At 68.6% G+C, this 15,497-nt stretch carries 5 protein-coding genes; 4 read left to right on the forward strand and 1 reads right to left on the reverse strand.

The features are described from left to right. The first annotated feature begins 200 nt into the window (after positions 1–200). Genes ASC56_RS42455 through ASC56_RS33950 form a run of 3 tightly spaced genes read left to right on the forward strand, consistent with a single transcriptional unit; the run spans position 201 to position 12,663 of the window. Positions 201–3,581, forward strand: coding sequence for a hypothetical protein (locus tag ASC56_RS42455; protein WP_234377187.1), 3,381 nt, complete (start codon positions 201–203; stop codon positions 3,579–3,581). Further along, positions 3,578–10,348 carry a DEAD/DEAH box helicase gene (locus ASC56_RS33945; protein WP_055495453.1) on the forward strand — a complete coding sequence of 2,257 codons (6,771 nt, stop codon included), beginning with the start codon at positions 3,578–3,580 and terminating at the stop codon, positions 10,346–10,348. The genes ASC56_RS42455 and ASC56_RS33945 overlap by 4 nt, the downstream gene beginning before the upstream one ends. Next, complete coding sequence (locus ASC56_RS33950) at positions 10,345–12,663, forward strand: UvrD-helicase domain-containing protein (protein WP_055495454.1); 2,319 nt, start codon at positions 10,345–10,347, stop codon at positions 12,661–12,663. Before ASC56_RS33945 ends, ASC56_RS33950 begins: the two co-directional genes overlap by 4 nt. A 60-nt stretch (positions 12,664–12,723) precedes the next feature. On the opposite strand, the gene ASC56_RS33955 is transcribed toward ASC56_RS33950, so the two are convergent. Then, a complete protein-coding gene (locus ASC56_RS33955; RefSeq protein WP_234377188.1) occupies positions 12,724–13,758 on the reverse strand; it encodes a restriction endonuclease in 1,035 nt (344 codons plus the stop codon). A 666-nt stretch (positions 13,759–14,424) separates the two neighbouring features. Between ASC56_RS33955 and ASC56_RS33960 the strand changes: the two genes are divergently transcribed. After that, positions 14,425–15,321, forward strand: coding sequence for a DUF5655 domain-containing protein (locus ASC56_RS33960; RefSeq protein WP_055495456.1), 897 nt, complete (start codon positions 14,425–14,427; stop codon positions 15,319–15,321). Positions 15,322–15,497 lie beyond the last annotated feature (176 nt).

Here is a 15,497-nt window from a genome sequence, read left to right on the forward strand (position 1 = left end):
CCATCACCCAGGTCGCCGACGAGTACCTGCGCCGCCGTCAGGAAGAACTTGGTGTCACCATTCCCACGGACGTCGCCCTCACCGAGAAACAGAAGGTCAAGGCGTACGTCGCTCTCCACAACGCGTACGGCGTCGACCTCAACGCCACCGGTGTCGAGCTGGCAGAAGTGTCGCTGTGGCTCAACACCATGCACCCCGGCATGCGGGCACCCTGGTTCGGCCTGCATCTGCGCCGCGGCAACTCCCTCATCGGGGCGCGCCGGGCGGTGTACGCGGGCGATGACGTCTCCAGCGCGGACAAGGCGTGGCTGAAAGCGAAGGGCGCTCTCGCCCCCACCCCGTTGTCTTTCCTCAAGGACAGTGAGCCGCAGGAACTGCCTGCGGGGGCGGTCCACCAGTTCCTCCTGCCGTGCCCCGGCTGGGCGGCGGTGACCGGCTCCAAGGAGGCCAAGGACCTGGCTGAGCAGGCCGTGACACAGCTCGCGGCCTGGAAGAAGGGCATCCTCCAGCGGCCGAAGCGCAGCACCGCCCACCTCAACAAGGACGGTTCCGTCGCGCTCAACCCCCGGACCGGGAAGCCGAAGACGGAGGCGGCCTCGCAGTACACGCGGCTGCGGGACGCCGCCCGGCGAGTGGAGTTCCTGTGGTCGGCCGTCGTCAAGCGCATGGAGCTGTCCGAGCGGGAGATCGCCCGCCGCATCGACGTGTGGCAGGCCGACCCGAAAGACCCCGAGTTCGCGTTCCTCCAGCACCCTGAGCAGGCGGTGCCGAAAGAGAAGGTCCTGGAGGACCTCTTCAACGCCGTCGACACCCCGTACTGGCGGCTGAAGAAGGTCATGGACGCGTGGTGCGCACTGTGGTTCTGGCCTGCGGAGAAGGCCGGGCTCCTGGACGGGACGGACGGGGAGTACGCGGCGCGGGCCAACGGCGAGGTCGGCGGAGCCGAGAGCCTGAGCGCGCTACTGGGCGGTGTGCCGCTGACCGGGGAGCCTGCCGCTGCGCCTGACGAAGCGGCTCCTGCGCTGGCTCCGGTGGAGCAGGCGGCGATTCCCGCACCGCGGTTCGTCGAGGTGGCGGCGCTGTTCGCCATGGGTCCCGAGCAGACGTCTTTCGACGACCTCCACGACTCCGAAGAGGTCGTCGAGGTCAAGGAGATCGGCGCGAAGAAGAAGGTGAAGACGGGGCCGGCCAAGCCGAAGACGCCGGAGCGTCGGCCCGTCGTCCCGCTGAAGGACCTTGAGGACTGGCTGGAGTTCCTGGAAGCCATGCTCGGCACGGCCGACGTGCCCGACGGCAACACGCTCGTTGACGGTTTCCAGCGCCTGGACGAGCTGAAGGGATTCGAGGAGACGCTGCCCGGCTTCATGGGCATGGACGTGGGCGATCCGGAGGACCGGTTCCCGTGGCTGCGGGCCGTGCGGGACATCGCCGACGAACAGGGATTCCTGCACTGGGAGCTGGAGTTCGCGCTCGTGTTCGCGCAGGGAGGGGGCTTCGATCTCCAGGTGGGTAACCCGCCATGGGTGCGGCCGCGGTGGAACGAGTCTGCTGTGCTGGCCGAGCACGAGCCCTGGTTTGAACTGGAAGCGAAGGCGTCCACGGCTGAGAAGGAACAGCGGCGGAAGGAGGTGCTCGGGAAGGAGAAGGCTCGGCGGTATGTGCTGGGAGAGCTGACCAACACGAGCGCGCAGGTCGCCGTGTTTGGGTCACCGCAGATGTACCCGCTTCTGACGGGGACGCAGCCGGATCTGTACCGGGCGTTCATGTCGCAGGTATGGGCGCACATGTCCGCCGACGGGACGGCCGGGATGGTGCATCCGGATACCCACTTCACCGGGGACAAGGAGGGGGCGCTGCGGGAGGCGTCGTACCGGCGGCTTCGGATTCACGGTGACTTCGTCAACGCCGGACAGCGCTTCTTCCCGGAGCCGGTCGGCCACACCGCTCACTTCGGCGTGCACGTCTACGGGCAACCGGGCGAGATCGGCTTCGACCACCTCTCGTGGCTGGTCTCGGCGGACGCGTTGAGGAACTCTGGCAAGCACGACGGGTCCGGTGAGGTGCCGGGGATTCGGTATCGCAATGGGGAGTTCGACGAGAGGGCGCATCTAGCGCGGGTCGTGCGGGTGGACACAGAGCAACTCGCTGTTTGGCAGCGGCTGTTGGACGAGGCTGATCAACCGGTCGAGCAGGCTCGGCTGCTGTTTCCGGTGAGTACGGCGGAGGCGGCGGCCATCGAGGCGTTGGCGGACTATCCCGTGCGGCTTGGGCCGCTGCCACAGATCACGCCGGGCTACCACGAGAGCGGCGCCAAAAAGGCCAACCTGATCGACTACAACCGGCCTGACCCCAACACCGGGCAGGATTACCAGCCCGACCGGTGGCGCAGGGTAATCCTCAAAGGCACCCAGATCAGCGTCGCCACGCCGGTGTTCAAGCGGCATGACGCCAATAGCAACGATCCGTACGGCGCTGATCTTGTTGGACTTACTCCGGACTTCGTGCCCGACACGGAGTACGTGCGGGCACCCGGCAGGAACCAGGCGTACCTGCGTGAGCAGGATCGGTGGATTGACCACCGTGCCCTCGCGTGGCTCCAGGCGAGCAAGAAGGAAATCGCCCGCACCCGGAGCAAGATTGCGCATGACCTCGGCATTCCCGAAGCGCAGGTGACGGACGAGCAGATCGATGCCGCGCTGGTGGAGCGGGCTCGGCGGCGGTACGTCGCCTTCCACCGGCTGGCGTGGCGTTGCATGATCGCGCCGAACACGGAACGTGCCTTGTATGCGGCTATGATCCCGCCGGGCGCAGCTCATGTCGACAATGTCCACAGCCTTACGATGCCGTCCCCCGTCTCCACGGCCTTGGTGGGAGGCTTCTGGGCGTCACTTCCCATGGACTATTTGCTGCGGGCCACAGGGCGAGGACATCTGCGTAACACGGGAGTCAGAGCCATGCCCGCTCCCACTCCCGACCACCCCCTGGCCCCCGCCCTCCTCCTCCGCACCCTCCGCCTGAACTGCCTCACTACCGCCTACGCCGACCTATGGAAGGACCTCTACGACCCCACCTGGCCCACCGACGAACCCTGGGCCCGCGACTGGCCCGGCCTCCAGCCCCTCAACGACGTCACCCCCGAGTGGAACCCCGACACCCCCCTCCGCACCGAACGCGCACGTCGCTCCGCCCTCGTCGAGATCGACGCCCTCGTCGCCGTATGGCTCGGCATGGATGCGGACGCGCTGATCGCGGCGTACCGGGGCCGCTTCCCCGTACTCCAGAAGTACGAGGCTGTGACCTGGTTCGACGCCGACGGATGGAAGATCGCGGGGAACGCCCGCACGATCGGGCAGCGACAGTCGAAGGAGTCCTGGAAGCAGTTCGAGCCGTACCGAACGGCTATCGAACACGGCCAGGATCCGGCCGACGCGCCTGTCCCCGAGGGCTACTCCGCTCCCTTCTACCAGGCAAAGCGCGAGGACGAGATGCGTGAAGCGCACGCCCACTTCAAGGTGCGGCTGGACCAAGCGGTCGCGGCCGGCACGTGGGACCCCGTCAAGCAGGAGGTGCGTAAGCCATGAGGCCGACGCTTCAGGCGCGTGGGCTCAAGGAGAGCCTGCTCCAGTACCTGTCGACGACGTATGCGCTCAGCGACGAGGGCGCGCGAGAGGCGTTGCACCGTTTCCTCGGTGACGAGACTTCGGGGATGTTCCGAGGGCCGTTCCTCCGCATCCGTACGCCCTTCACCGCCGCTGATGACAGCTGGCGCGAGCACCTTGAATGGCGGCGCGAGGGCTTCACCCCCTACGCCCACCAGGCCGTTGCCTTCGCCCGGCTGACCTCCGCCAACGGGCACACCCCGCAGCCGACCCTCGTCACCACGGGCACGGGGTCGGGCAAGACCGAATCGTTCCTGTACCCAGTGCTGGATCACTGCCGCCGCGAGCGTGAGGCGGGGAAGACCGGCGTCAAGGCGGTGTTCCTCTACCCGATGAACGCGCTCGCCACCGACCAGGCTCAGCGCATCAATGACCTGCTCACGCAGAACGAGGCGGAGCTGGGCAAGCTCTGGGCGGGGCTGTACATCGGAGACCGGGCGGCGACGCGGTACGAGAAGGTGCGCACGCGGCGCAGCGACATGCAGCTGTCGCCGCCGGACATCCTGATCACGAACTACAAGATGCTGGACCTGCTGCTCCAGCGCGAGGACGACGCCCCGCTGTGGCGGGATGCCGACATCCGATACGTGGTGGTGGACGAGTTCCACACCTACGACGGCGCGCAGGGCACCGACGTGGCGATGCTGCTGCGGCGGCTGGCGTCGGCCGTGGGGGTGTCGGAAAAGGGGCGCCCGCTGGGGTCGATCTGTCCGGTGGCGACGTCGGCGACGCTGGCGTCGGGGACGGACGACGACGGTGTGACGCGTCTGCTGGACGTCGCGACGGACGTGTTCGGTACGGAGTTCACTCAGGAGTCGATCGTCGGGGAGAACCGGCTGTCGGTGGAGGAGTTCATACCGCTGTCCGACGTGACGATGCAGGGGTTGCCGACGCCGGACGAACTGCTCGCGCTGCCCGATCCCGCCGCGGGAGGCGAGGTGGCCCTGCTCGACCTCATTGAGGCCGTGACGGGCGTACGCGACGACGATCCCCTTCTGCTGGGCGGCAACCTGCGGCGCCACCTGTTCACCCGGGCGGTGATGCAGGCGCTGGAGGGCGAGGTGAAGACCAGCACCGAGGTGCTGGACATCATGTGGCGGGCAGGCGCGGCCGGCTGGTCGGAGGCGGTGGCCCGGCAACCGGAGAAGGCGGCGGAGGCGCTGGCCCGGTTCGTGGCGCTGTTGTCGTACGCCCGCGACCCGAAGTCGCCGCCGGGGGAGCCACCACGGCCGTTCGTGCACGTCGAGGTGCACCAGTGGGCGCGGTCGGTGTCTCGGTTGCTGCGGGGTGTCCTGCCGTGGCCGAAGGCGGAGTTCCGGTGGGACGTGGCCGGCCTGGGCGACGCGAGCGCGACGGACGACGGGCGTGCGGCGCCGGTGACGACGGCGACGTCGGGGCAGAACGCGAACCTCTTTCTGCCCGCCGTCTACTGCCGTGATTGCGGGCGGTCAGGGTGGGCGGTGTTCTCGCCGGAGAGCGACGACCACGACGTGCAGTTCGACACCTTCAGGATCAGGCGGGCCTCGCTCGGCCAGGACAAGGCCCGGGTGCGGAACCTGATCGCGGCCACCGAGCGGGAGGCCCGCGAGGGCTCCGGCACGGCACCGATGGCGGCCGCCGGTCGCGGTAGTGGCACTGCGGGGCAGGGCGCGGGCGGCCTGCTGATGGTCCTCGACGGGGTGAACAAGCGGCTGCGGCTGCCCGACCCCCTCAACGACTACGACAAGGACACCAAAGAGCCGCGGCTGACGGCGCGTGACTCGGCCTTCGTCCTGGTCCACTTCGGCGGCACGGTGGCCAACACCGCGGCCCGCGAGGACTGGTGCCCAGCCTGCGGCGAGCGCAACGCCATCCGCTACCTCGGCACCGGGTCGGCGGCGATGGCCGCCGCGTCGATCACACAGCTGTTTACGGGCGGGGAGCTGAACAAGAAGCTCCACGAGGACAAGACGCTGATGTTCAACGACTCGGTGCAGGACGCCGCGCACCGGGCCGGCTTCGTCGCCAACCGCTCGTACACCTTCTCCTTGCGCGCCCTCCTCGCCAAGCACCTGCGGCACGACGAACCGACCGCGCTCAACGACCTGATCGCGAACGTGGTCGAGGCCACCACCGACGAGGAGACCTTGGCCGCGGTCGTTCCGCCGGACCTGCACGTCTACAAGGGCGTGGAGAAGCTGCTGTCCGGGCAGGGGCGCGGCGGCGGGTTGCCGGTGTGGAGGCTGATCGGTCAGCGGCTTGCGTTCGAGGCACTGATGGAGTTCGGGTTCCGCTCCCGCAACGGCCGCACCTTGGAGCTGACCCGCACCGCCGCCGCGCAGGTGCGCATCGACGACACCGCGGCGGTCGTGGCCCTGGTCCGCCGGGTGCACGAGGAGTGCGTGGGCGACAGGGTGCCGTTGGTCGCGCAGGACGACGCGCGGTATCTGGCGTTCGTGAGGATCTTCCTGGAACGGCTGCGCACGAGGGGCGCGGTCTCCCACAAGTGGCTGGACAAGTACGTCGATGAGGCGGGCACCAGCCGGTACTTCATCTGGGGCAAGCGGGCCCCCGGCATGCGCGCGTTCCCCAAGCGGGTCGCGGCCCCGGTGTTCCTGCTGAGCGGGCCGAAGAACGGCAGCGAGTTCGACTTCGCGGCGGGCCGGCTGTCCTGGTACGAGCGATGGGCCGGGCGCTGCCTGGAGCTGCCGCGTGAGTTGGCCCCGGAGTTCTGGAACCGGCTGCTGCCTGAACTGGCCACCTTGGGGCTGCTGTCGGTGCGCACCCCGGGTGACACCTCTCTGCGCGTGTACGGGCTCAAGCCGGGCAACATCGAGGCGCGGCTGCTGGAAGACGAGCAGGTGCGGCACGCGTACGTGCGCTGCCCGGTCTGCTTCTGGGAGCAGACCGTCCACCCCTCCCTGCTGGACCAGTGGCACGAGCAGCCCTGTCCCTCGTACCGATGCCGCAGGGGCCGACTGGTCGCAGGTGACCGGCCGGAGGGGCTGGGAGTGCACCACCGCGACCGCGATTACGCCAAGGACTACTACCGGCGCCTGTACCGCAAGGGGGGCACCTATCAGGTGGTGACCGCAGAGCACACCGGCATGCTCACCCGGCCGCAGCGCGAGCAGGTGGAGAACGCGTTCAAGCGGCGCGACGGCTTCAAGGACCCGAACGTGCTGTCATGCACACCGACGCTGGAGATGGGCATCGACATCGGTGACCTGTCGGCGGTGGTACTGGCCGCGCTGCCGCGCCGCCCGGCGTCGTACGCCCAGCAGGTCGGCCGGGCCGGGCGCCGTACGGGCAACGCGTTCCTGCTGACGATCCCGGACCGCAGACGCCGTGACCTGTACTTCCTGGAGCGGCCCAAGGACCTGATCGCCGGCACGATCGTGCCGCCCGGCTGCTATTTGTCGGCCGTCGAGATCCTGCGCCGTCAGTATCTGGCCCACCTGCTGGACCTCGCCGCGGCCGGGAAGCTGGTGCGCACCGACGGCATCGTGCTGCGCGCGCTGCCGCACAAGGCGCCCCGCCTGTTCGGGCCGTCCGGCTACCTGGCCGACCTGGTGGAGGTTGCCCTCGCGCAGGGCGAGGAACTGGTGGGCCGCTTCCTGGAGTTGTTCCCCACGGGCGTGAGCGACCAGGCCCAGGAGGACCTGACGGCGTACGCCACGCACGGTCTGCGCAGCACGGTCGAGGAGGCCGAGCGGGAGTGGTTTCGCAGCCAGGAGGCGCTACGGGCCCGGCTGAAGGAGATCGACGAGGCCCACGACGAGCTGCACGACACCGACCCGGAGCAGGCACGGCAGAAGGCTGAGCTGGACGCCGAGCGGCGGGGGGTCGGGCGGCGGCTGATGAACCTAGGGGAGACCTCGTCACAGACCGCGCTGTGCGACCTGGGACTGCTGCCGAACTATGCGCTGATCGACTCCACGACCGCCCCGTCGGCCACCCTGTACGGAGAGAGCGAGTCGGATCCCGCGAAGTACACCTCCGACACCTACTCCTACGAGCGGCCACGCCGTCTCGCCCTGGAGGAACTGGCCCCCGGCAACACCTTCTACGTCAACGGCTACAAGCACCAGATCAGCGGCATCGAGATCGCAACCGGTGGCCGGCAGGAGTGGCGCACCTGGCGGATCTGCCCCGGCTGCGGCTATGTCCGCACCGAGAACGCCGCCGAGGACCGCTCGGAGTGCCCGCGCTGCAAGACCGCCCACATCGCCGACGACGGCTCCTGCCTGTTCCAGATCGTCGAGCCCGCCACCGTCACCTCCCGCGACAAGCGGGAGGACGCCCACATCCGTGACGACAAGGACGACCGCGACCGGCGCTCCTACGCCGTCGTGGACGCCGTGGACATCCCGGTCGGGGAGATCGAGCACGGCCTGTCGTGGCGGCACGACCACCAGACGTTCGGCGTCGACTACTGCCGCAGTGCCATGATCCGGCGGATCAACGTCGGACCGGTCCGCTACGACGCCCAGACCCGCGACGACTTCGCCGGCCATCGCGTACGGCTCAATCCGTTCCACGTGTGCACCGCCTGCGGCGCGGCCAGCGCCGACGGGCAGCCGGTCTTCACCCACGACACCGACGAACTGGACTCCCTGGCCGCTCGCAGCGGACGCCTCAAGCACCACCGCCCCTGGTGCCCGCTGCGCCGCGGAAAGAAGACCGACGCACGCGAGGAACCGGTGCTGCTGGCCCACACGCTGCGCACCGAGGCACTGCGCGTGCTGCTGCCGGCCGCCACCGCGGACGTGGACGCCAAGGTGCACTCCTTCCGGGCCGCGCTACGGCTCGGCGTGGACCTGCACTTCGGCGGCGACCCCCAGCACCTGGCGACCACGGTCGCGTCCATGCCGGACACCGAGAGCGGGGAACGCCGCTGGTTCCTGGTCCTGTTCGACTCCCTGCCGGGCGGCACCGGCTACCTGGACCGGCTCACGGACCCGATCGCCTTCCGCGACACCCTCAGGGCCGCGTACGAGCTGCTGAAGGAGTGCCCGTGTGCCGAGGAGCGGCGCCGGGCCTGCCACCGCTGCCTGCACCGCTACACGCCTGAGCCCTTCCAGGACATCGTCTCGCGCCAGTTCGCGCTGACCATGCTGGAGTCCCTGCTGTTCAAGCAGGACGGCTCGGACGGCTGGGAGTGGAGCGAGATCGACCACACCGGCCTGGTCGGCCTGGACGCCCAGGTGGAATCCGACCTGGAGGCACGTTTCCTGACCGCCCTGCGGGAATGGGTGAAGGTCAGCGACGACGTCTCCCTCGACGAGGACGGCCACGCCAGCGGCCACCTGCGCTTCACCAGCGCCCCCAGCGGTCCTGCCGATTCCGGGGTGATGCACTGGCGGCTGACTGCCCAGCAGCGACTGCAGGGCACGGTCAGCGACTTCACCTTCACCCGGGTCGACGGCCCCAACCAGAGCGTCAAGATCTACCTCGAAGGCTTCCGCTTCCACGCCAGCAGCGAGCACAACCAGATCGCCACCGACGCCGCCAAACGCACCCGGCTGCGTGCCGACGGGGAGATCGTCTTCCAGATCACCTGGGCCGACATCGACCTGTTCGAACAGCGCCCGGGGCGCACGAAACCGGTCTGGCCGCCGTACCGGGGCATGGCGCAGGAGCAGGCCAAGACGGCGTACGAACAGTACGGCGGCCAGCGCTCCCGCTTCGCCCCTGCCGTTTTCGCCAACCCCATCGACACCCTGATCGCCTACCTGAGGGACCCCGACGCCGAGGAGTGGACCCGCCGGGCCCGCGCTCTGGTCACGGGCCTGACCGCCCAGCCGGGTACAAGGCCGGTCGCCGCGACAGGCCGCCGCAGCGAACTCGTCACCGCCCTGCGCAACGAGCTTGCGGCCTTCACCGCGGCCGAACGCCGCGACAAACCCCTTGTGCCGGACGCGGCCGGCATCGGCCCCGTCCACGTCTTCCGCACGCAGGACGACACGGGCCTGCCCATTGTTTTCGCCCTGGACGCGGCCGACCCCGAGAACCTGAAATGGACCGCGCTCACCGTCCTCGACGACAGCGACGCCGTCCTGGACACCGACGAGCACAAACAGCGCTGGCGGTCCTGGCTGTACTGGACCAATCTCACCCAGTTCCTGTCCCTGCCCCCGGCCGGCGGGGACGGCGTCCAGCTCGCCGCCAGCAAGGCCGCCGACTTCGAGGTCGAGGTCCTCGCCGTGTGCGGCGGCCTCGGCGAACTCGACTCCCTCATCGGCGTTCCCGCCCCCGCCGCATCCCCACGGCCCGGGGCCGTGGTCAAGCCCGTCGCGCCGGACCCGGACGGCGACTCGGCCGCCGAGGCCGCCGTGGCCCAAGCCCTGCGCGACGCGCTGTGGGACGAGGAGATCCTTGACATCCTGCGCGACGAGCCCGACGAGGCACCCGAGCTGCTCCGCCTCGCTGAGATCCTCGCCGACCGCGGCAAGAAGGCACCCGTCTTCGGCCACGAACTGGGCACCAGCCGCTGGCTGGCCGACTTCGCCTGGCACACCCACGGTCTGAAGATCGCCGTGGTCGCCGCGCATCAGGGCGAAGACGACGACGAAGCCCAGCGACGGGACGACGCCTACACCGAGGACGGCTGGACGGTCCGCACCGCCGCCGAATGGCTCGATCACCTCGACACACTGCTCGCTGAGCTCCCCGACACGCACGACACGGAAGAAGGCACGCCCCGATGACCGCCCGGCTCAGCCTGTACCGCAAGGCCGAACAGGAGCTGTACAAGCTCGACCGCTCGGTCAAGGCCCAGTTCTACGACTTCTGCCACAACTTCCGGAACAAGCCCGGCCTGCCGGGACTGCGGAAGAAGCAGCTCAAGGGCGACTCTCGTATCCACTCGGCCCGCATCTCCCAGGACTACCGGGCCCTGCTCACCAAGACCGGCGTCGACGCGGATGGCACCGAGAGCTGGCTGGTCATCGCTGTCCGCCACCGCCGCGACGTCTACGAAGAGCTCCAGGTCGCCGTCAACCGCGTCACCGGCGAGATCGAGTTCGTCGACCTCGCCGTCGTCGGAGACAGCGCCCTGCGCCGCGCCGGCATCACCCTCACCCCGTCCGAACCCGACGCACACGCCCCCAAGGCCGCAGCACCCGCGCCTGAACCGTCATCCGAGCCGGACACACGCTCGCTGCTGGCCGCGTACCACGCGGGCCAACTGCGCGACCTCGGCGTCGCCGAGCAGCTGATCGAGCTGGCGCTCACCGTGACCACCAGCGCCGAACTCGACCAGCTCGTCGAGGGCGCACCCCTGCTGTCCAAGGACGTCCTCTACGGCCTGGCCGCCGGGATGGACATCGACGACGTACGCAAGGAGATCACCGCACCGGTCGAACTCGACCAGCGCCCCGACCCCGAAGACTTCGCCACCGCCCTCACCCGCACCGAAGTGACCACCGTCGACGACGCCGTCCGCACCGTCATCGAAGAAGGCGACTTCCGCGCCTGGAAGGTCTTCCTCCACCCCACGCAGGACCGCATCGTCCGCCGTCAGTACAAAGGCCCGGCCCGCGTCTCCGGAGGCCCCGGCACCGGCAAGACCATCGTCGCCCTGCACCGCGTCAAACACCTCGCCGAACAACTGCCTCCCGGCCACAACAAGCCGATCCTGCTGACCTCCTTCACCAAGAACCTCACCACCGACCTGCGCCTGAGACTCGCCTCCCTCATCGGCCCCGACCTGCTGGCCCGCGTCGACATCGCCCACGTGGACCAGCTCGTCGGCCGTGTTCTGGGCGAGAACACCGCACCCGGCAGCGGCAGACAACGCGTCTACGACCATGTGGCGCTGCAGGAGATGCGTCAGCTGGTAGCGGAACTCGACGACCAGCGCTTCGAGCCGGAGTTCCTCGTCGAAGAGTGGGAACAAGTCATCCTCGGCCAGTCGGTCCCCACGCGCTCCGACTACTTCAAGGCTCGCCGCGCCGGCCGCGGCCGCGGACTGACCCGACCCGAACGCGCCCACATCTGGAAGCTGATCGAGCAGTTCACCGCCCGCCTCGACAAACTCGGCGTCGAGACCTGGGGCCAGGCCGCCGAACGCGCAGCCCGATTCGAGATCGAACGCGCCGCGAAGATCAAGGCCCGTCGCGAGTACAAGGAAGAGATCGGCGGCAAGGACCTCATCCACCGCGACAACAGCTCCGGCATGCGCTACCTCGGCCACCGCTACCAGCACATCGTCGTCGACGAGGCCCAGGACCTGCGTCCCGCACACTGGAAGATGCTCCGGGCCATGGCTGACCCCACCCAGCCCAACGACCTGTTCATCGCCGGCGACACCCACCAGCGCATCTACTACGACTACCAGATCGCCCTCGGTGCCCTCGGCATCAACATCCGGGGCCGCTCCTCCCGCCTGACCCTCAGCTACCGCACGACCAGGGAGATCCTCACCGAAGCCCTCCGCGTCGTCGACCCCGCCGACACCAACCAGAAGATCACCTACGACGACCTGGACGACGGGACCGACAACCTCGCCGGCTACCGGTCCGTCCTCCACGGCCCCCAGCCGGCCTTCGTCCCCTACGCCACCTGGGACGACGAACTCGCCGGACTCGCCACCACTCTCACCACCTGGCGCGATCAACTCTCCACCGACGAAAACGGCGCCCAGCGCGATCCCAGCGGACGAATCGCCGTCTGCGTCGCCGACCGCGACATGGTCAGCCAGACCATGTACTACCTGACCACAAAGGCGGGCATCACCTGCGCCGAACTCACCAAGGAAGGCCCCAAGGGAGACGGCGAGGTCCACGTCGGCACCATGCACCGCTTCAAGGGCCTCGAATACCAGCGGCTCGCCGTCGTCGGCGCCAGCGACGGGATCATCCCGCGTACCAGCGCCATCGACCGCTACCGCACCGAAGACCCGCCCCGCTACGAACGCGAGCAGCGCAAGGCCCGCTCGCTGCTGTTCGTCGCCGCCACCCGCGCCCGAGACGCCCTGACCATCAGCTGGCACGGCAAACCCAGCCCGTACCTTCCGGTTTGAACAGCATGGTCTGCCGGTGCCGTACGCCTCTGACGGCGTACGGCACCGGAACCGGGGCGTCTACGCCAGGAGAACCCCGGCCCGGGAAAGCGAACTCGCCTCATAGCGCAGCTGATAGGTGCGTACACCTGCGCCGTTCACGCGGTAGAGCGTGATCGTCGACAGGAACTGCTCCTTGACCTCGGCGGTGCGGCGGCGTTCCTTCGCGTCGACCCCACTGATCCACTCCTCGATGTGCTCTGGGAGCTTGAAGGCCAGCTCATAGGCGCCGACCGCGTCCGCGGGCGACAGCGTCCACTCCGCAGCGGTACCCACGCCTCGCCGCTTGATCCGCACGGCGTGGTCCGGCCTGGCCTCCGTGTACTCCAGAAACCTCTGGTGGTCATCCGTCGCGAGCGGCAGGACGAAAGGCGCGGAAGGGAAGCCGAGCAGCAACTCCACAGCGCTGCGCCCACACAAGGCTTCAGCAAACTCGGACAGCGCGGCAGCGGCCGCCTGTATGAACTTCCCGACGGGCACGACGGGCTGCGGCAGCAGATGCAGTGGGGAGGTTCCCAGCGCCCGCCGCAGCTCCGTACGCATCCAGTTCACCGGGAAGGGGGTCTTCTCGGGCAAGTGCTGCTGTGCCTTGTACAGGCTCTGTGCGGTGGTTCCGATGTGGCCGAGCAGCCAGACGAAGGAAGCACCGGACAGGTCTACCAGGGAGATCTGGTGGGCGAGCGCGTACTTCTGGGCGTCCGGGGTGAATCCGCTCGCTGAGAAGAGGGCGTACGAGTACTTGTACCGCTGGCGCGGTCGTGTTCCCGGGCCCGTCATGAAGTTCTCGTTCACGTCGTGCACCACGCCATGGGCGTTGCGCACCTTGTCCAGGCCGCAGCGCTTCTGCTCGTACTTCGCCTCCAGGAACAGTCGCACGGGCATGGAAAACGCCGGAGTGAAGGTGAACTCCCCGAGCACGTCGACCTGGTGGAGGGCTCCCCGCCCGCGGACCCGGAGAGTGTCACCCTCGCTCACCAGCTCGACAGGGTCCTGGTCCTCGTGGACGAGCAGCCGGTAACCGCTGGAGCGCAGCAGCCAGGCCAGCGACTCTTCCAACAAGTAGCCCCTCAAGGAGGAGTCTTTGAGCACTCCGGCAACCTCTCTCTGAGTCGATCACGCACAGCCCAACGCGATCATCTCAAGACGGCGACGTTCAGTGCCGAGTTCGTTCCGTCTCGTTGCCTCGTGCGCGAGACGTTGTGCCTTCGTCAGTAGGGCGTGTTCTGCCTGCCGGAGTTCTCGAGGGAACCATGCCGCCAGGTGTGAGCTCGATCGCTGGGGGTGATGTCGCCACAGGTGGGTTCGTGGGCGAGCAGAAGGCATGAAGGGACGGAGCGATGCTTTCGTTCGACGGCTGGACAGAGGTCGGATGACAGCCTGTCTGGGCGACTGCCGCGGGGGCCGTTGTCCAAACTCGTGAAGCTCAGCAATGAGCCGCGCGGCTTTCTTCCGGCTCCAACCGGGGATCTTCGGCGCTTAGAAGGCACGTGCTCTATCCACTGAGCTACGGGGGCTGACCTGCGAAAACGCAGCTTCCGGGCGCTGCCCCCAGGTCGCGGGGGACGCATGGGGGAATCGCGGATTCCCGGTGACCGGGGGACGCAAGCGCTCCCCGATCGGGCAGCACGTAGGATCTCACATTATCTTCACGCCCCGAAGCCTCTCGCGGAAACAATCCCGCACCTCATCGGCGTTGGTGATCTCCGAGCCGAGGAGGGGAAGGTGTCGGGCCTGAAGCTGTTCCGCACGGACACGACGAATGGCGGCATGGCTGAGGTCATGCCGCGTCTTGCTGAGATCGAGGCCGATGTGCAGGGTCTCGTCGAGTTGCACATGGAGACGCTGCTGGGCGTCCGGTTCCTGGCGAGCGAGTACAGCACGGGAGCGGTGCACGGGGGCCGGATCGACTCGCTCGGGCTGGACGAGAACGGATCGCCGGTCATCGTCGAGTACAAGCGCGGCACGGATGCCGGCGTGATCAATCAGGGTCTTTTCTACCTGGCCTGGCTGATGGACCACCGGGCTGAGTTCGAGCACCTGGTCCGCGAGCGGCTCGGGGTGACGGCCGCGTTCCAGGTCCTGTGGAGCGGCCCGCGCCTGATCTGCATCGCCGGCGACTTCACCCGCTACGACGTGCATGCCGTGCGCGAGCACCGGCGCTCAATCGATTTGGTCCGCTACCGACTCTTCGGCAGCGACCTGCTCGGGCTTGAGACCGTGGCCTCCGTGAGCGGCGGCATGCAGGTGGCCCGCCGAACACGGCCCAAGCCGGTTGCCCGGGCGGTGGCCGACGTACAGGGTGCGGCGATGGTGGAGTTGGCGTGCGCGGTCGACGAGGTCCTGCTCGGGCTCGGGGACGGCGTGAACCGGATAGAGCGCAAGACCTACCGGGCGTACCAGCGGCTGCGGAACTTCGCCTGCCTGTGCCCGCCGCAGCGCAGCAAGCTGCTGGTCTACCTGAAGGTCGACCCGAAGGACGTCGACCTCGTTCCGGGCTTCACCCGGGACGTGTCCGGTCTCGGTCACCACGGGACGGGCGACCTGGAGGTCCAGCTCCGTACGCCGACGGACGTGGAGCGGGCTCAGGATCTGTTCCGGGCGAGCTACGCGGCGGCATGATCCGATGGGGCGCCGCCCGTTTCGTGGCGGGCTGCGCTTCGTGTCGTGTCTGCGGTCGTGGGCGGCGGCCTTTCGACGTCCGGGCAGGGGGGCGGTGGACTTCTATGGTGCGCGGGATCGCCGGTTTGGCCAACCGGCGATCCCGCGCTATGTTGCCCCGCTCGTGTGAGCCGGTG

The sequence above is a fragment of the Streptomyces sp. TP-A0356 genome, from assembly GCF_001417775.1.
Taxonomy (GTDB): domain Bacteria; phylum Actinomycetota; class Actinomycetes; order Streptomycetales; family Streptomycetaceae; genus Streptomyces.

What these genes read in the sequence shown, in the direction of transcription:
- ASC56_RS33950 (WP_055495454.1), top strand. Translation starts at nt 10,345, where the DNA reads ATGACCGCCCGGCTCAGCCTGTACCGCAAGGCCGAACAGGAGCTGTAC.
- ASC56_RS42455 (WP_234377187.1), top strand. Translation starts at nt 201, where the DNA reads ATGCGGGCACCCTGGTTCGGCCTGCATCTGCGCCGCGGCAACTCCCTC.
- ASC56_RS33945 (WP_055495453.1), top strand. Translation starts at nt 3,578, where the DNA reads ATGAGGCCGACGCTTCAGGCGCGTGGGCTCAAGGAGAGCCTGCTCCAG.